The following is a 22333-nucleotide window of genomic DNA, read 5'->3' as shown; positions in this document are numbered from 1 at the left end:
ATGCCCCCTCGGCCCTCCGTGGCCTATCCTCAGTCCAGCCGTCTCCTAGAGCGCGTGGACAAGCTTTCCCGAGACGTATGTCGCGACGGCCCGTCCGCTGAAGCGCGCATCTTCGAATGGCGTGTTCTTCGAGCGGGAGAGAAGCATGTCTTTGGCGACAAGCCAAGGCTCATCGAGATCGATCAGTGCTATATCGGCCGCGGCACCCGGCTTCAGGGTGCCGGCATCAAGGCCGAAAATCTGAGCCGGGCGGGTGGACATGGCGTCGATCAGGCGCATCAGGCTCACTTGGCCGCCATGATGAAGCCTCAGCGCCGCCGCCAGCATGGTTTCCAAGCCGACCGCGCCATCCTCCGCCTCGCCGAAAGGCAGGCGCTTGGTATCGACGTCCTGCGGGTCGTGCGAGGAGACGATGATGTCGATCGCGCCGCTGGCAAGGGCCTCGACCATCGCCACCCGGTCGTCTTCCGGGCGCAGCGGCGGATAGAGCTTGAAGAAGGTGCGGTATTCGCCGATGTCGTTTTCGTTAAGCGCCAGATTGTTGATCGAGACACCGCAGGTGACTTTGGCGCCGCGGCTGCGGGCGCGTTCGATCGCCTCGACCGATTGCGGCACCGAAATCATCGCGGCATGATAACGGCCGCGTGTCAGTTCGGCGATCCTGAGATCGCGTTCGAGCGGGATGAGTTCGGCTTCCCGAGGGATGCCCGAGAGCCCGAGCCAGCTGGCGAAAAGCCCTTCATGCATGACGCCGTTGGCGCCGAGATATTTGTCGCGCGTTTCGCAAGAGACGACGGCGCCGAATTCGCGCGCATAGGTCATGATCCGGCGCAGCACTTGGGTGTCATGGACGCTGGAATGGGCATCGGTGAAGGCGACGGCGCCCGCCTGCATCAACAGGCCGATCTCGGTCATCTCTTCGCCGGCAAGGCCCTTGGTGATGGCGGCTGCCGGATAGACGTTGACGGCGGCGGTATCGCGCGCCGTCTTCTTGACGAATTCGACCAGCGCGATGTCGTCGATGACGGGATCGGTGTCCGGCATCATGATGATCGAGGTGACGCCGCCGGCCGCCGCCGCGCGGCTCGCCGAGGCGATCGTCTCGCGATGCTCACCGCCGGGTTCGCCGATATGGACGCGCGCATCGACGAGGCCGGGTGTGGCGACGAGGCCGGTGCAGTCGCGGATGACGGCGCCTTCAGGCGTGCCTTGGTTCTGCGCAGCGTGACCTGCGGCCAGGATCACGCCGTTTTCGGCGATGATCGTGCCGACTTCGTCGAGATTGCGCGAGGGATCGACGATGCGGACGTTCTTGAGGACGATCGGGTTGCTCATGCCTTCATTCCATCGGTTCGGGGACCCTGGTTCTGCGAGACGAGCAGCGTCTCCATCACGGCCATGCGCACCGCGACCCCCATTTCCACCTGTTCGGCGATCACGCTCTGCGGACCGTCGGCGACCTCGGAGGCGATCTCGACGCCGCGGTTCATCGGGCCGGGATGCATGACCAGCGCATCCTCCTTCGCCGCCTTCAGCGTTTCGGCGTCGAGCCCGTAGAAGTGGTAATATTCGCGCACCGAAGGCACGAAGGCGCCGGACATGCGCTCGCGCTGCAGCCTGAGCATCATCACCACGTCGGCGTCCTTCAGCCCTTCCTTCATCGAATGGAAGACCTCGACGCCCATCTCGGCGATGCCGGCGGGCAGGAGGGTGGCGGGCGCGACGACACGCACGCGCGCACCCATGGCGTTCAGCAGCAGGATATTGGAGCGCGCCACCCGCGAATGCAGCACGTCGCCGCAGATCGCCACGATGATGCGCGAGAGCTTGCCCTTGGCGCGGCGGATCGTCAGCGCGTCGAGCAGCGCCTGGGTCGGATGTTCGTGCTGCCCGTCACCGGCATTGACGACAGAGCAGGAGACTTTCTGGGCGAGAAGGGCGGCCGCACCGGCGCTCGAATGGCGGATCACCAGCACGTCGGGGCGCATCGCATTCAGCGTCATCGCCGTATCGATCAGTGTTTCGCCTTTTTTCACCGAGGAATTGCCGACCGACATGTTCATCACGTCGGCGCCGAGCCGCTTGCCGGCCAGCTCGAAGGAGGCCTGCGTGCGCGTCGATGCCTCGAAGAACAGGTTGATCTGCGTCAGCCCGCGCAGCGTCGACGTCTTCTTCTCTCGCTGGCGGCTGATCTTGACGGCCTCGTCGGCCTTGTCGAGCAGATAGGTGATATCCTGCTCGGTGAGGCCCTTGATGCCGATGAGGTGGCGGTGGGGGAAAAAGACCATGACCCTGCCTCTTGCTGTCTCTGGCGGGTCTATAAAGAGTGCGGCCCGCCGGGGCAAGCATGCGCTGTGGGCAAAGGCTTATGTCCCCATGCATTTTCGCCAGAATTCCGATAGAGCAGAATGAACCGAATCATAACTTCCGGTTTCCCTTTGCCGGGTTCTTACACTAGAAGCGAATTATGACCTCCGCCAACCGGACTGACGACAAACTCGCAGAACTCAACCAGCCGAGCCTGTGGTCCGGCATCAACGCCTATCGATCCGATCCGCTGATCGTCGATCTGACGGCGGCGCTCCCGCGCAACATCCGCGAAGACCTGGAAAACATGGGCCGCTACGTCACCTCGCCGGAGGCGCAGGAGCTGGCGCGCATGGCCAACCAGGGCACGCCGCAGCTGCGCACCCATGGCCCGCGCGGCGAGCGCGTCGACGTCGTCGAGTTTCACCCGGCCTGGCACGCACTGATGCGCCGTTCCATGTCGGTTGGCCTGCATTCCTCCGTCTGGGATCCACAGGCCGATACCGAAGCCAAGGATGAGGCCCATAAGGTTCGCGCCGCCCGCTTCTATCTGACGTCACAGCTGGAATCCGGCCATCTCTGCCCGCTGACGATGACCAGCGCCTCGGTTGCCGCGCTCTCGGCCTCGCCCGCTGTCCAGAAGGACTGGGCGCCGAAGATTCTCTCTCGCAAATATGATTCGTCGAACAAGCCCGCCATGCAGAAATCCGCCGTGACGATCGGCATGGGCATGACGGAAAAGCAGGGCGGCACGGATGTGCGTGCCAACAGGAGCGCTGCCGAAAAGGTCAGCGAGGGCATCTACCGGCTCTCCGGCCACAAATGGTTCATGTCCGCTCCGATGAGCGATGCCTTCATCATGCTGGCGCAGACGAAGGAGGGGATGGGCTGCTTCCTGGTGCCGCGCCTGCTGGAAGATGGGTCCGCCAACGGCCTGCAGTTCCAGCGGCTGAAGGACAAGGTCGGCAACCGCTCCAACGCCTCTGCCGAAGTGGAATTCACCGACACCTTCGGTTTTCTGCTCGGCGGCCCGGATGCCGGCATCCGCACCATTCTCGACATGGTGACGCTGACGCGGCTCGACTGCGCGCTGGCTTCCTCAGGCATGATGCGCGCCTCGCTGGCCGAGGCCGTGCACCACACCCGCGGCCGAAGCGTCTTCGGCAAGATGCTCGTCAACCAGCCGATCATGACGCGCGTGCTGGCCGACATGGCGCTCGATGTCGCCGCCGCCACCGCGCTGTCCTTCCGGCTTGCCGATGCCTTCGACAAGGCGCGCGGCAATGCCGAGCAAGCGGCCTATGCCCGCGTCATGACGCCGGTCGCCAAATACTGGTGCTGCAAGATCGCCCCCGCGCTGATCTACGAAGCGATGGAATGCATCGGTGGCAATGGTTACATCGAAGAGCGTCCGATCGCCCGCCATTATCGCGAGGCGCCCGTCAACGCCATCTGGGAGGGCTCCGGCAACGTCATGGCGCTCGACGTGCTGCGCGTGCTCAACCGCGGCAAGGATCTGTTCGAAACGGTCTTTGCAGGCCTTGCCCGCGATCTCGGCCCTGCCGGCAAGAAGACGATCGACGTGCTGCGCGCCGCAATCGCGCTGTGCGAACAAGATGAAGGCGCCGCACGCCTGCTCGTCGAGCAGCTGGCGCTCGCCGCCGGTGCCGCCGAACTCTATCGGCTGGGGGCAGGGCGCATCGCCGATGCCTTCATCGAGACGCGCCTTGCCGGCGGCTGGCGCTCCACCTACGGCATGCTCGATTCCCGCTTCGACGCCAGCTACATCGTCGATCTGCTCTATCCGCCGGCGGCTTGATCGCAAGCGGAAGTTTGTCCTGTCGAAGGGCTTTGCGCCAATTGCCCCTCACCCTAACCCTCTCCCCGTAAAAAACGGGGAGAGGGGACGTGCCAAACGAGATGTGCGTGGGGAACGGAGAGAGTGCGGCATGGTCCCTTCGCCCCGTTTACGGGGAGAAGGTGGCGGCAGCCGGATGAGGGGCTGGTCTCGACGATCTCCCGGGCCGGGCTGGCCAAGCCGATGCGCAAGCCGGACCGAACTTTCGGGGACGATTGTCCTTCAGGGCCGGTCGCGACGGATCTTATCGAGGTCGCCTTCCCAGCCTATCCCCGCGAGATCTGTGATCGCATTTTTTCGGCGATGCCTCTCGACAAGGTTTCGCAAAGCTAACTCGACCGTGGCCTCTTTTGTCGCCAATCCCGCGGCGTTCATTGCCGCGTCGAGCAAGGCATCATCGATATAGATATTCGTCCGCACGATCGCGCCCCCGTGGATAGGATTATCCTCAAGGATACACATCTGCGTCACGGCGATTCAAGTTTGACGACGATGCCCTCGCCACAAACGAAAATCCGGCCGCGTCGCCGCGGCCGGATTTCAGGGTTTACGTCCGAAAATCAGCGTTCAGAAGAAGCCACGGCGCTGCCACCAGCCGGCTTTCTTCGGCTTGCCGTCGTCGCCGTCGCCATTCTCGGCGCGGGTGGTGGATTTCACCGTCGGCTCGGAGGAGGAGATATTGGATTCGCGGTTGGCGCGAACCGGCTTTGCCTCTTCCTGGACATCTTCCCGAGCGGGCGCTTCGAGATCGGCGGAGGCTTCGACCAGTTCCGGCTCGGCTTCGGCGACAGGAGCTGCTTCTGCTACGGGCTCCTCGACCGGTGCCGCTGCGGGTTTGCGGCGGCTGCGGCCACGGGCGGGCTTCACATCCTCGGTGACGACGGCCACACCCTCGACGGCGGCCGCTGCGGCCTGACCTTCGTCAGCCTGCTCGGCAACCGCCTCGATCGCTACGGCCTCGCTGGGGGCGGTTTCGTTCGAAGCGTCGTCGCCTTCGTCCTCGCCGCCGCCATTGTCTTCTCCGGCTTCGCCGGCCGTCAGTTCGGAACCATCTTCGGCGCGGTTGCGGCGACCGCCGCGCTTGCCGCGACGGCGGCGCTTGCGGCGCTGCGATTCTTCGCTTTCAGCCTGTGTCTCAGGCGTGCCTTCGGCGGTTTCATCGCCTTCGCCGCCCTCGTCGTCACCGTCCTCATCCTCGTCCCCGGCTTCGCCTGCGGCCGATACCGGCTGCTCGGCATTGCCGTTGCGGCCGCGGCGGCGCCGGCGGCGCTTGCGCTTGCGGTTGCCGTCACCTTCGCCTTCCGAGCGCACTGCTGCGGGGCGCTCGGCAACGGCCGGCTTTTCCTCGAGTTCCTCGTCTTCGTCCTCATCCGCCTCGATGACGATATCGTCGTCGTCATCCTCTGGAATGGCAGCGAAGTTGAAGAGCGTTTCGATCTTGACCGGGTTTTCCACCGCCTCGCCGCGATCGATCGCGAAATGCTGCGCGCCGACCGAGTCGTCCGCATCGATGATGATCGCAACGCCGAAGCGGTTCTCGTAATCGACGATCGTCTGGCGCTTGTGGTTGAGCAGGTAGAGCGCGATGTCAGGCGTTGTGCGCACGGTGATGTTGTGCGTGGTGTTCTTCAGCAGATATTCCTCGATGCCGCGCAGCACATGCAGCGCGACGGAGGACTGCGAACGTACATGGCCGCTGCCGCCGCAATGCGAGCAGACCTGCGTGGTCGATTCGAGAACCGATGCACGGATACGCTGGCGCGACATTTCGAGCAGGCCGAAATGCGAGATCCGGCCGACCTGGATGCGGGCGCGGTCGTTCTTCAGGCATTCCTTCAGCTTCTTCTCGACGGCGCGGTTGTTGCGCTTCTCTTCCATGTCGATGAAGTCGATGACGATCAGGCCGGCAAGGTCGCGCAGGCGAAGCTGGCGGGCAATTTCTTCCGCGGCTTCGAGGTTGGTCTGCAGCGCGGTATCCTCGATCGAGTGTTCGCGCGTCGAGCGGCCGGAGTTGACGTCGATCGAAACCAGCGCTTCCGTCTGGTTCATGATCAGGTAGCCGCCGGAACGCAGGGTCACCTGCGGCTGCAGCATGCGGTCGAGCTGGGCTTCGATGCCCGAGCGCGAGAAGATCGGGTGGATGTCGCGATAGGGCTGAACCACCTTGGCATGGCTCGGCATCAGCATCTTCATGAAGTCTTTCGCTTCACGATAGCCTTCTTCGCCGGCAACGATGATCTCGCCGATATCCTTGTTGTAGAGGTCGCGGATCGAGCGCTTGATCAGCGAGCCTTCCTCATAGACGAGGCAGGGAGCCGTGGACGCCAGCGTCAGCGTGCGCACGTTTTCCCACAGGCGCATCAGATATTCGAAGTCGCGCTTGACCTCGACCTTGGTGCGGTTGGCGCCGGCGGTACGCAGGATGACGCCCATGCCCTGCGGCACCTCGAGCATGCGCGCGATTTCCTTCAGGCGCTTGCGGTCGGCAGGGTTGGTGATCTTGCGGGAAATGCCGCCGCCGCGCGCGGTGTTCGGCATCAGCACCGAATAGCGGCCGGCGAGCGAGAGATAGGTGGTAAGGGCAGCACCCTTGTTGCCGCGCTCTTCCTTGGCGACCTGAACGAGCAGGATCTGGCGGCGCTTGATGACTTCCTGGATGCGGTACTGCTTGCGCGGCTTGCGCTGCACGCGGTCCGGCACTTCTTCCATGGCGTCTTCGGCGCCGACCGATTCGATGACTTCCTCTTCGCCGTGGTCGTCATCGTCGTCGTCATCGTCGTGGCGACGCTTGTTGGTATCGATGTCCTCGGAGATCTCGTCAGTTTCGACCACCGCGGCCATCGTGCCGCCGGTCGAGCCGTCATCCTCGTTGTCGACGCTCGAAGCGCCTTCGGCTTCGACATCCGTCGGAACGGCATCCTCGGTCGCGGTCATCTCAGCAGCCGGCTCGGCGGCCTTCTTGCGGCTGCGGCGCGGCCGTGCCTTCTTGACAGGCGCTTCCTCGGCGGCCTCGGGCGATGCCGCGGCCTCGACCGCTGCCGGCTCTTCCGCTACGGCAGCCGTTTCCGGCACCTCTGCCGGCACGATGCCGACATCCGGCTGATCCTGCTTGGACAGATCGACCATCGGCGCGGTTTCGACATGCTCGACATCGTCGTCGCGGCGATGCTCCTCGGCTTCGGCCCGAAGCAGTGCCTGACGGTCGGCGAGCGGTATCTGATAATAGTCGGGATGGATTTCGGCGAAGGCCAGGAAGCCATGCCGGTTGCCGCCGTAATCGACGAAGGCGGCCTGCAGCGAGGGCTCGACCCTCGTTACCTTTGCAAGATAGATGTTGCCGCGGATCTGCTTCTTGTGCTGGGACTCGAAGTCAAATTCTTCTATGCGGTTCCCGCGAACGACAACGACGCGCGTCTCTTCCTCGTGAGACGCATCGATAAGCATTTTGTCTGCCATGTAAGCTGTGCTCCTCGGCGTGGCCGCGAGAGCGCATTCCCGACTGCTGTTGAAACAGACGAAATGCGGTCCACTGTAGCCGCGCCGGATAATGAAAGTCGCGCCTGATGCGAGGGGGAGGGCAGCAGCCAGACCGCAGCCGGAACCATGTCGGTCCGGGGCCTGTACACTTCAGATAAAACCTGCTGCGAAACCATCAACAACCAAGCGTGATCGACAAATACGAAGACCCGTTCGGGTCCGATGAGTTTGCTCCCTGAGAGCGTGGTGGCTGATCCACCAATGAATTCCGACAATAAGCCGGAAAATCAGGATCCAGTTCTAGGGATGAAGCGCATGAGACGGCGGACGATGACCGGTGTGGCGCCAGGTCCTGATCTGGCTGGCAGCCTTCGCGGCGACTCTATCCCGTCAACACTTTACCCTAAAATTCGTTGTATGTTTTCTGTGTCACAATAGCAAGGGAAAAGCCAAATGTGCCATAATATTGATGGATTTCAGAACGCATAGAAGCTGGGGATAAAGTGATCGCGATTCGGCAGGCCGCAAGCGGTGTTTCGTCACGGCGACGTTCGCCGCGGCCCAGTCGGCTCCATCGCAGTACAGATAGGGTGTGGCGGTTTATTGTTTAAGAGGGCTCGGAACACGGCGACATCCGCGGGTTGGCGATCGACCTTCGCAAGGCGGGTTCTGACGGCGCTTCTCACTGCTGGTCTCCTGGCGACCGTCGTTGCTTCCGTCGAGGCCGGGGATCCGCTGCTTGCCTACGGCGCGCGCATCGTCGGCGACGATGCAAGGACGCGCATCGTCATCGATTTCGATCGCGAGCCGCACTTCTCCGTCCACTATATCGCCAATCCCGAACGCATCGTCATCGACCTGCCGGCGACCGCCTTCGGTTTTCCCGCCAAGGATCTCGCCGCCCGCGGCCTGTTCAAAGATATCCGTTACGGCAAGATGGACGAGGAAAGCGCCCGCATCGTGCTGACGACGGCCGGGCCGGTGAAGCTGGCGCTCGCCAAGGTGCAGGCCGACGAGGCCGGCAAGGGGCATCGTCTCGTGCTCGATGCCGAGATGATCGACAAGCAGGCCTTTGCCGAGCTGGTCAAGACGCAATCCTGGAGCGACCGGACCGAGGCGGCGCAGACGACCAGTGCCATTCCGGCGCCCGAGAAGGCCGCCCCCGGCGATTTCGTCATCGCCGTCGACGCCGGCCATGGCGGCATCGATACCGGGGCGATCGGCGTCGACACCAAGACCGAGGAAAAGCAGGTGACGCTCGCCTTCGCCAAGGCCTTGACCGACCGGTTGAACAAGGAGCCGGGCATCAAGGCTTTCCTGACGCGCGAAGATGACGAATTCCTGTCGCTTTCGCAGCGTGTGCTGATCGCCCGCCAGAACCATGCCGGGCTGTTCATCTCGCTGCATGCCGACACGCTGAAGCAGAAGGATATCCGCGGGGCTACCGTCTATACGATCTCCGACAAGGCATCCGACAAGCTCGCCGCCGACCTTGCCGAACGTGAAAACCTCTCCGACCAGATCGCCGGCAAGGAGACCGTCGCCGAGCCGCCCGAGGTCGCCGATATCCTGCTCGATCTGACGCGGCGCGAGACCCAGGCTTTCTCGATCTCGCTGGCCGAGAGCGTGCTGAATTCCTTCAAGGATCAGGTCGGCACCATCAACAATCCGCACCGTCATGCCGGCTTCCGCGTGCTGCAGGCCCCCGACGTGCCATCGATCCTTCTCGAACTCGGGTTCCTTTCGAATGCCGAGGACGAAAAACTACTGCTCGACGAGACCTGGCGCGGCAAGACCGTTGGTCTTTTGACCGACGCGGTGAAGCGATACCGCGCCGCCGTCCTGGCGAATGGCGGCTGACGCATTTTGCCCGAAAATCCAGCCGCGGTTGCGGGCGGCGACATCCATGAAAACAAAGACTTAAAGTGCATCGCATGAATCGAATTCTGAAGCGGACGCTTTACGATTGGTGGCGCGCACGGGCGTTGCTTGGATGTGACAGTCCCTGGGAAACGCCGAGTTGGCAGTGAATGCGGCGGACAGAGCCCTATTTTCCTCACAATCGCGCCGTTACTCCGGCTTATGTTTCCTAAGCCTTGAGCGCGGAATCGGCTTGTGGCGGTAGCGCTCATGGAGTAAGCCGCGCAACGTGCAAATTGCCTTGATCTATGCAATCGTTGCGTCCGCGCCGATTGAAGATCGAAGAGACCGGTAGCTGAAAATATGGTTAGACTTTTTGGATATTTCTTCGGAATGGCCTGCGTCCTGTTTCTGGTCGCGGCGGCGGGTGTTGCCATTTATCTCGCCAACGTCGCGAAGGATCTCCCGGACTACGCCGTTCTGAACAGCTACGCGCCGCCGGTAACCACCCGCGTCCACGCCGGCAACGGCGCTCTGATGGCCGAATACGCCAAGGAAAAGCGTCTCTTCCTGCCGATCCAGGCCATCCCCGACCGCGTGAAGGCCGCTTTCCTCTCGGCTGAAGACAAGAACTTCTACAATCATCCGGGTGTCGATCTCACCGGTCTCGGCCGCGCAATCCTCGTCAACCTGCAGAATTTCGGTTCCGGCCGCCGCCCGGTCGGCGCCTCGACGATCACTCAGCAGGTGGCCAAGAATTTCCTTTTGAGCTCGGACCAGACGATCGACCGCAAGATCAAGGAAGCGATCCTCTCCTTCCGTATCGAACAGGCCTACAGCAAGGACAAGATCCTCGAGCTCTATCTGAACGAGATCTTCTTCGGCATGAATTCCTACGGCATTGCCGGCGCCGCACTCACCTATTTCAACAAATCCGTGACCGAGCTGACCGTCGCCGAGGCGGCCTATCTCGCCTCGCTGCCGAAGGGGCCTGCCAATTACCATCCTTTCCGCCACCCGGAAGCAGCGCTTGAGCGCCGCAACTGGGTGATCGACCGCATGGTCGAGAACGGCTATGTCAGCCAGAGCGACGGCGAGGAAGCCAAGAAGCAGCCGCTCGGCGTCACGGCCCGCTCGACCGGCCCATCGCTTTTCGCTTCGGATTATTTCGCCGAAGCGGTGCGCCGCCAGCTGATCGACCAATATGGCGAGAAGGTCCTCTATGAGGGCGGCCTTTCGGTGCGCACCTCGCTCGATCCGCAGATGCAGCTCGCTGCCCGCAAGGCGCTGCAGGACGGACTTGTCACCTATGACGAGCGCCGCGGTTTCCACGGCCCGATCAAGCAGATCGATGCAAGCGGTGACTGGGGCAAGGCGCTTGCCGATATTCCCGCCTTGTCCGACGTGCCGGAATGGCAGCTTGCCGTCGTGCTCGCCGTGTCCGATGCCACCGTCGACATCGGCCTGCAGCCGGCCAAGGATGCAAGCGGCAAGGTGTCCGCCGACCGTCAGCGCGGCACGATCGAAGCCAAGAACATGCAATGGGCGTTCCGTTCGTCCGACGGTGCCCGCAAGACGACGAAATCGCCGGTCGGCGCCGTCGCCCCGGGGGACGTCGTCTATGTCGCAAAGCTCGGCGGCGACGCCTCTACGTCCTATCGCCTGCAGCAGCCGCCGAAGGTGCAGGGCGGTCTGGTCGCCATGGACCCGAAGACCGGCCGCGTGCTCGCCATGGTCGGCGGCTTCTCCTATTCGCAGTCCGAATTTAACCGCGCCACCCAGGCGATGCGCCAGCCGGGCTCGTCGTTCAAGCCCTTCGTCTACGCCGCGGCAATGGACAACGGCTATACGCCGGCTTCCGTCATCATGGATGCGCCGATCGAGATCGTCTCGGGCGGCCAGGTCTGGAAACCGGAAAACTACGGCGGCGAGGTCGGCGGCCCGTCGACGCTGCGCTCGGGCATCGAGCATTCGCGCAACCTGATGACGGTGCGCCTCGCCAACGATCTCGGCATGAACATCGTCGCCGAATATGCCGAGCGCTTCGGCATCTACGATCACATGCTGCCGGTTCTCTCCATGTCGCTCGGCGCCGGCGACACGACGGTGCTGCGGATGGTCTCGGCCTATTCGGTCATCGCCAATGGCGGCAAGCAGATCAAGCCGACCTTGATCGACCGCATCCAGGACCGCTACGGCAAGACGATCTTCAAGCATGAGGAGCGTCTTTGCGAAGGCTGCAATGCCGGTGACTGGCAGAACCAGGAAGAGCCCAACGTCGTCGACAATCGCGAAACCGTTCTCGACCCGATGACCGCCTACCAGATCACATCGATGATGCAGGGCGTCATCCAGCGCGGCACCGCCGCCGGCAAGGTCGATCTCGGCGGCCGCGACGTCGCCGGCAAGACCGGCACGACCAACGACGAGAAGGACGCCTGGTTCGTCGGCTTCACGCCGGATCTGGTCGCCGGCCTCTATATGGGCTTCGATACGCCGGCCCCACTCGGCCGCGGCGGCACCGGCGGCGGTCTTTCCGCCCCGATCTTCAACGAATTCATGCAGGCTGCCGTCCAGGATACGCCGGAATCGAAATTCGTCATCCCGGCGGGCATGAACCTGATTTCGATCGACCGCAAGACCGGCATGGCAGCGGCCGACGGCGATCCGAACACCATCATCGAGGCCTTCAAGCCCGGCACCGGCCCGGCGGACAGCTTCTCCGTCATCGGCATGGACGGCACCATGGCGCCGGAGGAGATCCTGAAGACCTCGCCGCAGGCCAACCAGGCCGTCCAGACCGGCACACCCGGCCTGTTCTGACCGCCGAATTTTTGGACGCCCGCTGCGGCCTTTACATCCGCGGCGGGCGTCTCTACAGCAATTCCAGCAAAAGTGCACAGCGGTTTTGCGTCCGGAATTTGCGTCAAACAAAGACGCAGACCAGCATTCGAAGAAGACGTTACAGAAAAGCAGGAAAATGCGAGCCGAAATCGAAAACGTGGTCGATGAAACCAAGCAGGCTATCACCCTGCTGAGGAGGCATCTTTGACTGGGACCAGGCGATAAGACGACTGGACTGGTTGAACAACAAGGCAGAGGATCCGAACCTCTGGAACGATGCGCAGGAAGCCCAGAAGCTGATGCGCGAGCGCCAGCAGCTCGATGACGGCATCAATGGCGTCAGGCAGCTCGAACAGCAGCTGAACGACAATATCGAGTTGATCGAGCTTGGCGAGGAAGAGGGCGACCAGGGCGTCGTCAAGGAAGCCGAGGACACGCTGAAGGCCTTGAAGGCCGAAGCTGCCCGCCGCCAGGTGGAAGCGATGCTCTCCGGCGAGGCCGACAGCAACGACACCTATCTCGAAGTGCATTCCGGCGCCGGCGGCACCGAAAGCCAGGACTGGGCGAACATGCTGCTGCGCATGTACACCCGTTGGGCCGAACGCCAGCGTTTCAAGGTCGAGCTTCTCGAAGTCCACGACGGCGAAGAAGCGGGCATCAAATCCGCGACCCTGCTCGTCAAGGGCCACAATGCCTATGGCTGGCTGAAGACGGAATCGGGCGTGCACCGGCTGGTGCGCATCTCGCCCTACGACAGCAACGCGCGTCGCCACACCTCCTTCTCGTCGATCTGGGTCTATCCCGTCGTCGACGACTCGATCCAGATCGAGATCAACGAAAGCGACTGCCGCATCGATACCTATCGTTCGTCGGGCGCCGGCGGCCAGCACGTCAACACGACGGACTCGGCCGTGCGCATCACCCATATGCCGACCGGTATCGTCGTGCAGTGCCAGCAGGAGCGTTCGCAGCACAAGAACCGCGCCAAGGCCTGGGACATGCTGCGTGCCCGCATGTACGAAGCGGAGCTGAAGAAGCGTGAGGATGCCGCCAACGCCGAAGCCGCCTCCAAGACGGATATCGGCTGGGGCCATCAGATCCGCTCCTACGTTCTGCAGCCCTACCAGCTGGTCAAGGACCTGCGCACCGGCGTTGCCAGCACCGCGCCTGACGACGTGCTCGACGGCGATCTGAACGAGTTCATGGAAGCCGCTCTTGCCCACCGCATCAGCGGCGCCGCCGACGCGGTCGTCGAGGATGTCGACTGACATGTAAAAGCAGGATCGAGAGGAAAAGCCCCGGAAACGGGGCTTTTCCTTTACTCAAGCCATTGCGCCGATGTTTTGAAACAGCGCCGCCGACAGATCGGCAATCTCGTCATGAACGGCCGCGCGCTCGATCCCCGGAGGATCGGTGAAAAGTTCTGCGGCAAAGGCAAAACCCAGCCCCGAGCCCTCCGGCACGAAAACATAATGTCCAAGCCCGCCGCCGAAGATTTTGAGAGCGCTGCGCGGAAGTCGCACATTCAGCCATGACGAGCATTCCTCAGCCGGCGCCGCTCTGTCGGCATCACCGACCAGGATGAGAGTGGGCACCTCCACGGCTTTCAGGCTTTCCTCGCTGAAAGCGAGAACCGATCGGCCCGGCGCGCAAAGGAGCGCGGCCTTGATTCTCTCATCGCGATACGGTTTCGACATGCGCGACCATGAATCGCGAAACACAGCGCTGGTGCGAAGCAGCGCCGGGATATGATCGGCAAGGTCGGGAAATTCTCTCGGCCCGCGCATGCCGCCCGGCTTCATCCGCGACGGGTCGAACTGCGAAAACTGGGCGACGGCGCCAAGAAGCAGCATCACGCTATAAGCGCCGGCCGAAAATCCGGCCGCGAAAACACGGGATGTATCGATATGGCCGGTGAGATCGCCGAGCCAATGGTCATGCCGGTCGAGCATGAAGCTCAGATCCGGCGCCCGTTCCCAAAGGCAGGCGAAGCCTTCGGCACGATAGGGCTCGATGCCGGTATTGCCGTGATGGCTGACGCCGAGCGCTGCAAATCCGCGATCGACCAGTCGTCGTGCCAGCCACTCCAGTCCGGCCGCGGATCCGCCGGTGCCATGCGACAACAGGACGAGGGGGTAGGGCCGGGCAGCCGGCCGGGCGGGTGCGTTGCGGGCGACTGCCGCCTTCCGGAACCAGCTTCTTTCCGCCGTATCGCTTTCCCGCGCGTCATCGGCAGCGGGATACCACAGCGACCAGCGGATGGGCCTGGGGCCGTCTGCGTCCCAGTTCGATCTGTTCTCGTCGTAAAGCAGGCCGTCGCGAAAACCGAGTTTCATCGCTTGCATGCCTTTCCGAGCAGATCCCGGCTGTTCAATTCGTCGCCTTCTCCACGGTGATTTCGCCGAATTCATCGATCAGCACGGTCCAGCCATCCGGCTCGGCGGCAGGGTCGGTCTTCAGATAGATCGTGGCAAAAAGTCCCGGCTGCTTGATGATGCCGTTCGAATTCTCGGGGCGTATATCGGTCACATAAGGTTTCAGGTCGCTGATCTCCTGCAGCTCGACGGTCGAGGCGATCGCCGGGCCGGTCTCGGTCTGTGCAACCTGCTGCAGATAGACCTTCGAGGTTCTGTCGGCCTGGCGGACGGCAAAGAGCTTGTAATAGCCGTGGCGCTGCGCGGCCTTTCCCTCGGGGTTGGCGACGCTCTCGGCGCCCGTCGGCGCGCGTTCGACATCCGGCGCGTTGCCCTCGTCCTGCCAGTAGCCGGTGCTGGTCGCGAAAATCACCGAGGCCGGCAGGATGGCATCCTGCGCCGGCAAGGCTGCGGCCGACCACCCGATGAGGAAAACGGTGGTCATCAATGTCAAGCGCATTGCCATGTCTCAATCCTTGAACTGCTCGGCGAGAATACGGTCGGACCAGGAGCGGTCGGGATCGGAGAGGATACGGGCGGTCATATGCTCCGACTGGGCAATGCGGACATGCAGCACCGATTTGACCTCGGTATTGTCCGCCACCGCGTTCACCGGCCGCTTGACCGGCTCGAGGACGTCGATATCGACGGTCACCTTGTTCGGAAGCAATGCGCCCCTCCAGCGCCGCGGCCGGAAAGCGCTGACCGGCGTCATGGCGAGCAACGGCGCCTCGAGCGGCAGGATCGGGCCATGGGCGGAAAGATTGTAGGCCGTCGACCCGGCAGGGGTCGCCACCATCAGCCCGTCGCAGATCAGTTCTTCCAGCCGCACGCGCCCGTCCACCGTGACCTTCAAATTGGCGGCTTGATAGGACTGGCGGAAAAGATAGACCTCGTTGATGGCGAGCGCCGTCGAATTGGTGCCGTCGGCATTGGCCGTCGTCATCTGCAATGGCCGGAAGACGTTTTCAACGGCGAGGCAGATGCGCTCTTGTAGGTGTTCGATGCGATAGTCGTTCATCAGGAAGCCGACCGAACCGCGGTTCATGCCGTAAACCAGCTTGCCGGAATTCATGGTGTGGTGCAGCGTCTGCAGCATGAAACCATCGCCGCCGAGTGCGACGATGACATCGGCATCATCAGACGGCACGTCGCCATAGATACGAATCAACTCTTCGCGCGCTGCGAGCGCCTCCATCGTGGGGGAGGCGAGAAAGGAAAGCGTTTGAAATGAACGGCCCATGCAATGCCCTTTGTGAAGCTGCTCTAGCTAAAGGATAAAGGGCAGGGGCGACAAGGACGTTTTCTCCAGCGAAGCGTTTTGAACCGCAGCCAAGCCCCAAATAGGCACCGATTTTCCTTTACAGAATCACAGAATCTGCTAGTTGGGCACCGGTTGCCCTTGTAGCTCAGTTGGTAGAGCACCTGATTTGTAATCAGGGGGTCGCGGGTTCGAACCCTGCCGGGGGCACCAAAAATCTCATAAAATCAACGATTCGCAGAGCGTTCGATCGGGCCGGACACAGAGCGCAAAACCGTGTCCGGATGGTGTCCGCAAATCTTGAAGGTGTCACCTAAGACTCTGGGTCCGCATTTACGCCAGGGCCGCCCATCTAGTTCGGAAGGGGCTGACCGGTGACCTGATAGAAGTTGCGGATATATTCGCGCTGGATCTCAGCGCGCGCCGTCTCTCGCGCATCTACGTTCTTCGCGCTGACCGTGGCTTGATAGTCAGCCACAAGCCTCGCAATAGGACCCGGATCAAAACCTTGTAGCGGGCGCTGCGAGGCAGCCTGGATTGCGCCATCATATCCTTCTGCTCAACAAGGAAAGGCATCAGCGACCCCTCAAATCGAGAGCAAGCGCGGCTAACCAGAAGGTTCAGGTCGGCGGCAATCTGCTGACGATGGCGAAAACCTACTTCCCCGACACCGCTGCCGCCGCGATCGACGAGCGCAAGACGATCGAGAATTTCAAGAAGCTGATGAAGGACGAGGTGGTCGAACTCAGGAACGAGACACAGACCGCCGACCTCCTCAATACGGTACTTGGCGTCGCTCAACAGGCCGGCGTCGTTCCGGGCCGGGGAGGTCAGTAATGGCGCCTCCCTTCCGGAAGTGCCTTCGCCCGCTAAGTGGCGTTTTCCAAGTTTTCGATGATTGATTCTATCATTGATGACATCGCCGTCAGTGTGGTGAAGGCCTCGCTTCCATCCAAGTAACGCGTACCGGAAAAAATTAGCCCCATAGCCAGGCGCATTTTTGTAGTGAGGAGAGTGGCTATTTGCGAGGCATCACCATCGTCGGGGGTGAGCTTGAATTCAACGCCATCATATGGTCCTTCCCCAGCATCGATCATCGCTGATGCGAAACGGCCAGCGAAAGATCCGACCACCCCCGCTATGTCTGCGTATGGATCGACTGATATACGGTTCCCAACCTGAGGGATAGAAGCAACAAGATTGTTGTGCTTGTCAGTATTGCAGAGATCGTTCAAGCCGACGAGGAGGTCGTTTCCGCCCGGATACGGGGAAATCAGTGCTATCGCATCTTTGACCGGTTGCGACAGGCCGTTCATCTTCTTTTGAGGGCTGCCGGTCGGGGCGTTAAATTCGTGTTCGCTGTTGGCGATCGGGAAATAAACTTGTTTGACGTCCGTTGTCCCGTTGAAGCGAGCCAGGGCCACCGCAGCAACGTCTAGCGCCGATCGCAATTGATAGGCAGTTTCCCCGATGATGACGTGCACTAGGTCGTTGGGATCGAAGATTTTGAGCTGAATGAAACGATCGCCGCTTTCCTCGTCCACCCTAGCTACAAAGCGATGGACACCAGTCGCACCGAGCACATGTTTGATTTCTTCGATTTTTGCCTTGGCACGCTGGAGCTTTAAGCGTGATTGAGTGAGTTGCATGCGACTAGCTTCTGAACGGATGAGTTTCCTAATCAGAACACGTCCGACTGGAAATTAATAGCACCCGGGCCCGCGTATCATTTTGGGTGTGCTTTGCTGCCCCGGTGCACCGATCTCATGCTGCCCCGAACAGCGATGGGATTCAACCTATGAAAATCAAACTGCACGACGATGAGGTGAAGGCCGCAGGCGCCTCGGTTCGATGTCGGTTGTCGATCGCACCAGCAGATTTTTTCGGCTTCCCTTGATGAACCTTGTCTGAAGGGCTGCTTCAGCGCCAATTCAGCCGTGCGCCTTTATCTTCGCCTCATCATCAATGAGGAAACTGCCATGAGGCTCGCACATTTCTTTCTCGCCGCAACCCTTTCTGCCGGTGCGGTTTTCACTTCGATCGCGCCGGCGGCCGCCATGCCGGCCGAGCGGCCGGCGGTTTCGACGCAGGGTGATATCGTTCAAGTTCGTGATGGCTGGCACCGCGATCGCGACCGGGACGAGAGTGACGACGGTGGCTGGCGCGATGACCGTGGCTGGCGCGATGAGCGCGATTGGCGCCGGTCCGACTGGCGCGACGATCGCCGTCAGTGGCGGCGGTGGCGCGCCGAACGTTGGCAGGAACGCCACGAGTGGCGTGATCGCGATCGCTATATCCCCTTCTGGCTCTACCGCGGCTGAGACGAGCGCATCGGCAGGTTTAAACGACGTCTGAAAAGACGGCGCTATTGGCGGCCCGGATCATCCGGGCCGTTTTTCAATGGGTGACGGGTTCGTTGACGCTTGCTTCGATCCTGTCGCCATTGCCGGCCTGGCCGGCGCCGGAGGGCGACATCACGGCGATGCTGAGCACGGAGCAGACCATGAAGGCAATGACGGCGATCATTATGCGCATAGGCGTTCAATCCTCGTTCAATCGCGGGATTAACGCGTGATCGCCGTCGGCGTTCCTGCCGGGACTATTGCACCTGTCCCGGCGTCGCCGCGCCGGGCGCCGTCGGCGATAAAGGATCGGGCTGGTGGATCGGGTGCGACTTGTCCACCCAGATGATGCTGAGGATGATCACGACGAAGACCGAGACAAAGAGGATACCGAAAATCAGCGGTCGAATGGCCATGATGGGAATCGTTCCTTCTTGCTTCAGACCGGTCGCGACAACCGGTCATTGCCCGATCATAGTGTTCCGGAAGGTCTTTCCAAGGCAAAAGTGGATTTCTCTGGCATCGGCAGGCGCTGCGCCGCTGTTGCCGCGTCCGTTTTCCATCTGTCGCACGGGATCGAACCATGCCAGAGATAGCGAAGGAGTTGGAGGCGGAACTGTCATGAAGCGGACGATCACGACATCGATTATCCTTGCGGCACTGATTGCCTGCGCCGGAGCGTCCGAAAAATCAGCCCTCTTCGACCGGCCGGTGAAAGTGGATGTCGTCGCGCTGCCGAAGGATGAATTCAATCCCGATGCAAAGTCGAAGATCACCTGCAGCCGCTATCCCGCTTTCATGGTCAAGGAGGTCGATCTCGGCGAGGTCGGCGCCGAAAAGCTGGCGCTGCTTGCCGCCGATGCGCCCTGTGAACGTGCCGGCGCGCGCGAGCGGGTGATCGAGGACGATACCGCCGGTTATCTCATGGGCGTCAGCGGCGGCTTCGTGTTTTTCCGCGCGGCGGATGGATGGAACGGCGGGCTGCCCTTCGTCGTCTACGATGCGGCGACGGGCGAGCGGCTGCTCGACGATGCTCTTGAGGGTGACGATTTTACCGCGATCGACAGCGGGAAGGGGAAGCTCACTCTTGATTTCCGCCGCGTCTACACCGCTTCCTGTTCGCTCTATCGCGATGCTGCCTGCGCCAAGACCATTGCCGCCGACACCGGCCTGTCACTGACGCAACTGCCGGATTGCGCCGCAGCCTACAAGGCGGAAATGAAGCGCAGCCCCGATCACGCCGGCGAAATCGAGAAATTGCCGAGCGTGATCGTTTATCCTGTGGAAGTTGCCTATGCGGCGGGCGATGTCACGCGCCGGCCCATGGATGGACGAACCAGTTGCGGGACGCCCGACTGACCAGAAAAGACTCTAGCGACGCACGAGCGAAAGCGGCTTGCCGCCTTCCTGCTTCGATTTGTCGAAATTGCCGTCGGCGCGCATGTCGAAGCCAAGCGACGAACCGTCATGGCCCATCAGCGTCAGCCCGAAACCCTCGATATGCCAGACCGCAAGTTTGAGCTTGGCGACGGCGGCAGCGCAGTCACCGGAGAGTGACAATGGCGCATTGCCGTCCGTTCCGACGTCGCTGCCGAGCGTAATGCCGCAAAGCCTTTCGCCGTCCGGCCGCTGCATTGTCCATGCCCCGGCAAGGCTCCTGAAGGTCGGCAGGTGATCGACGCCGCCGGGTGCCGCGATCAGCAACAGCGGCGTGCCGTCTTCCGTCTTCATGGGAGAGCCCTCGTTTTCGACGAAACGGGCGAGCACCTTGCGTGTCGGATCGATCAGGATGAGGCCGCCATTGCCGTCGAAATTCCACGAAGCGGCTTCCGCGAGTGCCGGTAGCGACTTGGCGCAGGCTTCCTGCCCCGAAAGCGAAAAGCCGCCGATCGCCATGTCGGTTTCGAGCGTCATCTGGCATCCCGCACGCCCGTCTTCCGGCGCGATGAGATAGGTTCCGGCCTGCGCCTTGAGAATATCGGGATCGATCTCCTGGCCGTGGGCGATGCCTGAGAAAAGCAACGCGGCTGCCGGGGCCGCGAACCGAAGGACGAAACGGATCATGACAGTTCCCCTTTTGCCGCGGCCCGTCTGTGGACCGGCTATGCCTTCAAATGGAGCCGCGCCGCATAAAGCGCGATCGCCGCCGCATTCGACACGTTGAGTGATTTGATCGCCCCCGGCATGTCGAGACGGGCAAGGGCATTGACGGTTTCCCGCGTCTTCTGCCGCAGGCCCTTGCCCTCCGAGCCGAGCACCAGCGCCAGTTTCTCGCCCGAGAAGGTCCCTTCAAGCGGCGCCGGCCCTTCCGAATCGAGACCGATGGTGGAGAAGCCGAGCTTGTGCAATTCACCGAGCGCATCGGCGAGATTGGTGACCTGTATATAGGGGATCAGTTCCAGCGCGCCGGAGGCGGACTTGGCCAGCACCCCGGATTCGGTCGGGCTATGTCTCTGGGTGGTGATAACGGCGCCGGCATTGAAGGCGACGGCCGAGCGCATGATCGCGCCGACATTGTGCGGATCGGTGACCTGGTCGAGGACGAGCAGCAGAGGGCTGTCCTTCAGCGCTTCGAGCCGGCGCACCGGCAGCGGCCGGGTTTCCAGCATGACGCCCTGATGGATTGCCTCGGGGCCGAGCACCTTGTCGATCTCCTGCGGCGAGACGATCTCGAAGGGAATGCCAAGGGTCTCGGCGTCGATTTCGAGCCGCGCCAGCGCGTTCTGCGTTACGAAGAGTTTGATCTTCTTGCGCTCGGGATTGTCGAGGGCTGCGCGCACCGTATGCAGGCCATAGAGATGCACCTGGTCGGGCGCAAGCGCCGGCGGCTTCCAGTCCTCGCCCCCACGCCTGCGCTTCTGCGGCGGAGGTGTCGGAATCTCGCCGCGTTCGCGCTTGGCGTCACGGTGTGCGCGCCGCAGCGTGGCGTAATGCGTATCCTTGGCGGATGGGTCGGTTGCGGGCTTGCCGCCGGATTTTTTATCTTTGCTCATGCGGCTTTATAGCCATGGCGCCGGCTGCCGCATAGGCTTTCTTTCATGTGCCGGCTTTCGGCGGAGAATGAAATTTTTCGTGTTTTTTCCGTTGTCATCGTGTTGACAGACTGAAATGCTCCGGTCATATACGCGGCGCAGACGACGGGCGGCAACGCTTCGAAGTCTAGCAAACTTGGTCTTCTAGATCCGGACGAAAAACTGGAGAGATGCCCGAGTGGTTAAAGGGGACGGACTGTAAATCCGTTGGCTCAGCCTACGTTGGTTCAAATCCAACTCTCTCCACCATTCGTCATCGGATCGGACCACCCCGCGGGTATAGCTCAATGGTAGAGCAGCAGCCTTCCAAGCTGAATACGCGGGTTCGATTCCCGCTACCCGCTCCAGTTTTTCCCAGCCCCGTTCACGTGCTCTTCGCTGCCGCGGTCATTCGGTGCGCAGATGTTTCGCGCGTGGTTGGCAATAGCGGCTGCCGGCTGGCAGGCGAGGGTGCTCGCGCCCCGGCAGTCCACGCGATTTTCTCCAAGGATTTCAGCGATTTTCGAGGGGGCTTCGGCGAATCGCCTTGCAGGCGGCGAATTGTCCCCCATATGCGCTGTCACACCAAGAATGGCGTCTGCAATTAAGTCTTGCGCAATTTCGCCGAAAGCCTTAAACGGCGGCACTAAACCGGTTCGCCGGGGTCCACTATTTCGTTCACAGGAAGCATTCAAATGGCAAAGAGTAAGTTTGAGCGCAACAAGCCGCACGTCAACATCGGCACGATCGGCCACGTTGACCACGGCAAGACGTCTCTGACGGCAGCGATCACGAAGTACTTCGGTGAGTTCAAGGCGTACGACCAGATCGACGCGGCTCCGGAAGAAAAGGCCCGTGGCATCACCATTTCGACGGCGCACGTCGAATATGAGACGCCGGCCCGCCACTACGCGCACGTCGACTGCCCCGGCCACGCCGACTACGTCAAGAACATGATC

At 61.9% G+C, this 22333-nt stretch carries 20 protein-coding genes and 3 tRNA genes; 11 read left to right on the top strand and 12 right to left on the bottom strand.

Going from position 1 to position 22333, the window contains the following annotated elements; genetic code table 11:
* Window positions 1-45: 45 nt before the first annotated feature.
* Together CO666_RS05130 and CO666_RS05125 are read right to left on the bottom strand one after the other, a co-directional pair.
* The gene (locus tag CO666_RS05130) at window positions 46-1335 is read right to left on the bottom strand and encodes a dihydroorotase (RefSeq protein WP_097611053.1); all 1290 of its coding nucleotides are present in this window, start codon (window positions 1333-1335) and stop codon (window positions 46-48) included.
* Window positions 1332-2288, bottom strand: coding sequence for an aspartate carbamoyltransferase catalytic subunit (locus CO666_RS05125; protein WP_097611052.1), 957 nt, complete (start codon window positions 2286-2288; stop codon window positions 1332-1334). The genes CO666_RS05130 and CO666_RS05125 overlap by 4 nt, the downstream gene beginning before the upstream one ends.
* A 179-nt stretch (window positions 2289-2467) precedes the next feature.
* Here CO666_RS05125 and CO666_RS05120 point away from each other — a divergent pair, with 179 nt between their 5' ends.
* Window positions 2468-4126 (top strand): acyl-CoA dehydrogenase family protein, encoded by a 1659-nt coding sequence (locus CO666_RS05120; RefSeq protein WP_097611051.1) that lies wholly within the window; start codon window positions 2468-2470, stop codon window positions 4124-4126.
* A 261-nt stretch (window positions 4127-4387) separates the two neighbouring features.
* Here CO666_RS05120 and CO666_RS05115 read toward each other — a convergent pair whose 3' ends face one another.
* Together CO666_RS05115 and CO666_RS05110 are read right to left on the bottom strand one after the other, a co-directional pair.
* Window positions 4388-4585, bottom strand: a complete 198-nt coding sequence (locus CO666_RS05115; protein WP_097611395.1) for a type II toxin-antitoxin system VapB family antitoxin — start codon at window positions 4583-4585, stop codon at window positions 4388-4390.
* Between the two features lie 147 nt (window positions 4586-4732).
* Entirely contained in the window at window positions 4733-7621 is a 2889-nt protein-coding gene (locus CO666_RS05110) for an Rne/Rng family ribonuclease (protein ID WP_097611050.1), read from the bottom strand.
* 624 nt (window positions 7622-8245) lie between these two features.
* Between CO666_RS05110 and CO666_RS05105 the strand changes: the two genes are divergently transcribed.
* The 3 genes from CO666_RS05105 (at window position 8246) to prfB (ending at window position 13614) form a co-directional block, all read left to right on the top strand.
* Window positions 8246-9502, top strand: coding sequence for an N-acetylmuramoyl-L-alanine amidase (locus CO666_RS05105; RefSeq protein WP_097611049.1), 1257 nt, complete (start codon window positions 8246-8248; stop codon window positions 9500-9502).
* Between the two features lie 363 nt (window positions 9503-9865).
* Window positions 9866-12325 carry a penicillin-binding protein 1A gene (locus tag CO666_RS05100; RefSeq protein ID WP_097611048.1) on the top strand — a complete coding sequence of 820 codons (2460 nt, stop codon included), beginning with the start codon at window positions 9866-9868 and terminating at the stop codon, window positions 12323-12325.
* Between the two features lie 157 nt (window positions 12326-12482).
* Window positions 12483-13614, top strand: a protein-coding gene (prfB, locus tag CO666_RS05095; RefSeq protein ID WP_179869616.1) for a peptide chain release factor 2 whose coding sequence is annotated in 2 segments (ribosomal slippage) — window positions 12483-12551 and window positions 12553-13614 — 1131 coding nt in all. Because the reading frame shifts where the segments join, the coding sequence is not laid out codon by codon here.
* Window positions 13615-13668: 54 nt separating this feature from the next.
* Here prfB and CO666_RS05090 read toward each other — a convergent pair.
* The 3 genes from CO666_RS05090 to CO666_RS05080 are packed head-to-tail and all read right to left on the bottom strand — an operon-like array spanning window position 13669 to window position 16003.
* Window positions 13669-14682 (bottom strand): alpha/beta hydrolase family protein, encoded by a 1014-nt coding sequence (locus CO666_RS05090; RefSeq protein WP_097611394.1) that lies wholly within the window; start codon window positions 14680-14682, stop codon window positions 13669-13671.
* Between the two features lie 34 nt (window positions 14683-14716).
* Window positions 14717-15226, bottom strand: coding sequence for a hypothetical protein (locus CO666_RS05085; protein ID WP_097611046.1), 510 nt, complete (start codon window positions 15224-15226; stop codon window positions 14717-14719).
* A gap of 3 nt (window positions 15227-15229) precedes the next feature.
* Entirely contained in the window at window positions 15230-16003 is a 774-nt protein-coding gene (locus CO666_RS05080) for an NAD kinase (protein ID WP_097611045.1), read from the bottom strand.
* Between the two features lie 155 nt (window positions 16004-16158).
* Between CO666_RS05080 and CO666_RS05075 the strand changes: the two genes are divergently transcribed.
* Window positions 16159-16234, top strand: a tRNA-Thr gene (locus CO666_RS05075).
* Window positions 16235-16558: 324 nt separating this feature from the next.
* Entirely contained in the window at window positions 16559-16858 is a 300-nt protein-coding gene (locus CO666_RS05070; RefSeq protein WP_179869615.1) for a hypothetical protein, read from the top strand.
* A 32-nt stretch (window positions 16859-16890) separates the two neighbouring features.
* Here the strand turns inward: CO666_RS05070 and CO666_RS05065 are convergent, their stop codons facing one another.
* Window positions 16891-17670, bottom strand: coding sequence for a hypothetical protein (locus CO666_RS05065; protein WP_097611044.1), 780 nt, complete (start codon window positions 17668-17670; stop codon window positions 16891-16893).
* Window positions 17671-17928: 258 nt separating this feature from the next.
* Between CO666_RS05065 and CO666_RS05060 the strand changes: the two genes are divergently transcribed.
* Entirely contained in the window at window positions 17929-18342 is a 414-nt protein-coding gene (locus tag CO666_RS05060) for a hypothetical protein (protein WP_179869628.1), read from the top strand.
* 76 nt (window positions 18343-18418) lie between these two features.
* Here the strand turns inward: CO666_RS05060 and CO666_RS34035 are convergent, their stop codons facing one another.
* Both CO666_RS34035 and CO666_RS34030 read right to left on the bottom strand, forming a co-directional pair.
* Window positions 18419-18556, bottom strand: coding sequence for a hypothetical protein (locus tag CO666_RS34035; RefSeq protein WP_179869614.1), 138 nt, complete (start codon window positions 18554-18556; stop codon window positions 18419-18421).
* Between the two features lie 64 nt (window positions 18557-18620).
* The gene (locus CO666_RS34030; RefSeq protein WP_164740563.1) at window positions 18621-18779 is read right to left on the bottom strand and encodes a hypothetical protein; all 159 of its coding nucleotides are present in this window, start codon (window positions 18777-18779) and stop codon (window positions 18621-18623) included.
* A gap of 205 nt (window positions 18780-18984) precedes the next feature.
* Here CO666_RS34030 and CO666_RS05055 point away from each other — a divergent pair, with 205 nt between their 5' ends.
* Entirely contained in the window at window positions 18985-19722 is a 738-nt protein-coding gene (locus CO666_RS05055; RefSeq protein WP_097611043.1) for a hypothetical protein, read from the top strand.
* Window positions 19723-19734: 12 nt separating this feature from the next.
* On the opposite strand, the gene CO666_RS05050 is transcribed toward CO666_RS05055, so the two are convergent.
* Window positions 19735-20427, bottom strand: coding sequence for an AprI/Inh family metalloprotease inhibitor (locus CO666_RS05050; protein ID WP_097611042.1), 693 nt, complete (start codon window positions 20425-20427; stop codon window positions 19735-19737).
* A 38-nt stretch (window positions 20428-20465) separates the two neighbouring features.
* A complete protein-coding gene (gene rlmB / locus CO666_RS05045; RefSeq protein ID WP_097611041.1) occupies window positions 20466-21356 on the bottom strand; it encodes a 23S rRNA (guanosine(2251)-2'-O)-methyltransferase RlmB in 891 nt (296 codons plus the stop codon).
* 203 nt (window positions 21357-21559) lie between these two features.
* On the opposite strand from rlmB, the gene CO666_RS05040 reads away from it, so the two are divergent.
* The 3 genes from CO666_RS05040 to CO666_RS05025 form a co-directional block, all read left to right on the top strand.
* Window positions 21560-21644, top strand: a tRNA-Tyr gene (locus CO666_RS05040).
* A gap of 24 nt (window positions 21645-21668) precedes the next feature.
* A tRNA-Gly gene (locus CO666_RS05035) sits at window positions 21669-21742 on the top strand.
* A gap of 327 nt (window positions 21743-22069) precedes the next feature.
* Window positions 22070-22333, top strand: a 264-nt coding sequence (locus CO666_RS05025; protein ID WP_245436743.1) for a GTP-binding protein, incomplete at its 3' end; no start/stop codon positions are given.

The organism is Rhizobium chutanense (assembly GCF_002531935.1).
Taxonomy (GTDB): domain Bacteria; phylum Pseudomonadota; class Alphaproteobacteria; order Rhizobiales; family Rhizobiaceae; genus Rhizobium; species Rhizobium chutanense.
This window is presented reverse-complemented; position numbering and strand designations above follow the sequence as displayed.

Coding starts and splice junctions, on each gene's coding strand:
- CO666_RS05130 (WP_097611053.1), bottom strand. CDS start 1,335: ATGAGCAACCCGATCGTCCTCAAGAACGTCCGCATCGTCGATCCCTCG.
- CO666_RS05125 (WP_097611052.1), bottom strand. CDS start 2,288: ATGGTCTTTTTCCCCCACCGCCACCTCATCGGCATCAAGGGCCTCACC.
- CO666_RS05120 (WP_097611051.1), top strand. CDS start 2,468: ATGACCTCCGCCAACCGGACTGACGACAAACTCGCAGAACTCAACCAG.
- CO666_RS05110 (WP_097611050.1), bottom strand. CDS start 7,621: ATGGCAGACAAAATGCTTATCGATGCGTCTCACGAGGAAGAGACGCGC.
- CO666_RS05100 (WP_097611048.1), top strand. CDS start 9,866: ATGGTTAGACTTTTTGGATATTTCTTCGGAATGGCCTGCGTCCTGTTT.
- CO666_RS05090 (WP_097611394.1), bottom strand. CDS start 14,682: ATGAAACTCGGTTTTCGCGACGGCCTGCTTTACGACGAGAACAGATCG.
- CO666_RS05085 (WP_097611046.1), bottom strand. CDS start 15,226: ATGGCAATGCGCTTGACATTGATGACCACCGTTTTCCTCATCGGGTGG.
- CO666_RS05080 (WP_097611045.1), bottom strand. CDS start 16,003: ATGGGCCGTTCATTTCAAACGCTTTCCTTTCTCGCCTCCCCCACGATG.
- CO666_RS05065 (WP_097611044.1), bottom strand. CDS start 17,670: ATGCAACTCACTCAATCACGCTTAAAGCTCCAGCGTGCCAAGGCAAAA.
- CO666_RS34035 (WP_179869614.1), bottom strand. CDS start 18,556: ATGCGCATAATGATCGCCGTCATTGCCTTCATGGTCTGCTCCGTGCTC.
- CO666_RS34030 (WP_164740563.1), bottom strand. CDS start 18,779: ATGGCCATTCGACCGCTGATTTTCGGTATCCTCTTTGTCTCGGTCTTC.
- CO666_RS05055 (WP_097611043.1), top strand. CDS start 18,985: ATGAAGCGGACGATCACGACATCGATTATCCTTGCGGCACTGATTGCC.
- CO666_RS05050 (WP_097611042.1), bottom strand. CDS start 20,427: ATGATCCGTTTCGTCCTTCGGTTCGCGGCCCCGGCAGCCGCGTTGCTT.
- rlmB (WP_097611041.1), bottom strand. CDS start 21,356: ATGAGCAAAGATAAAAAATCCGGCGGCAAGCCCGCAACCGACCCATCC.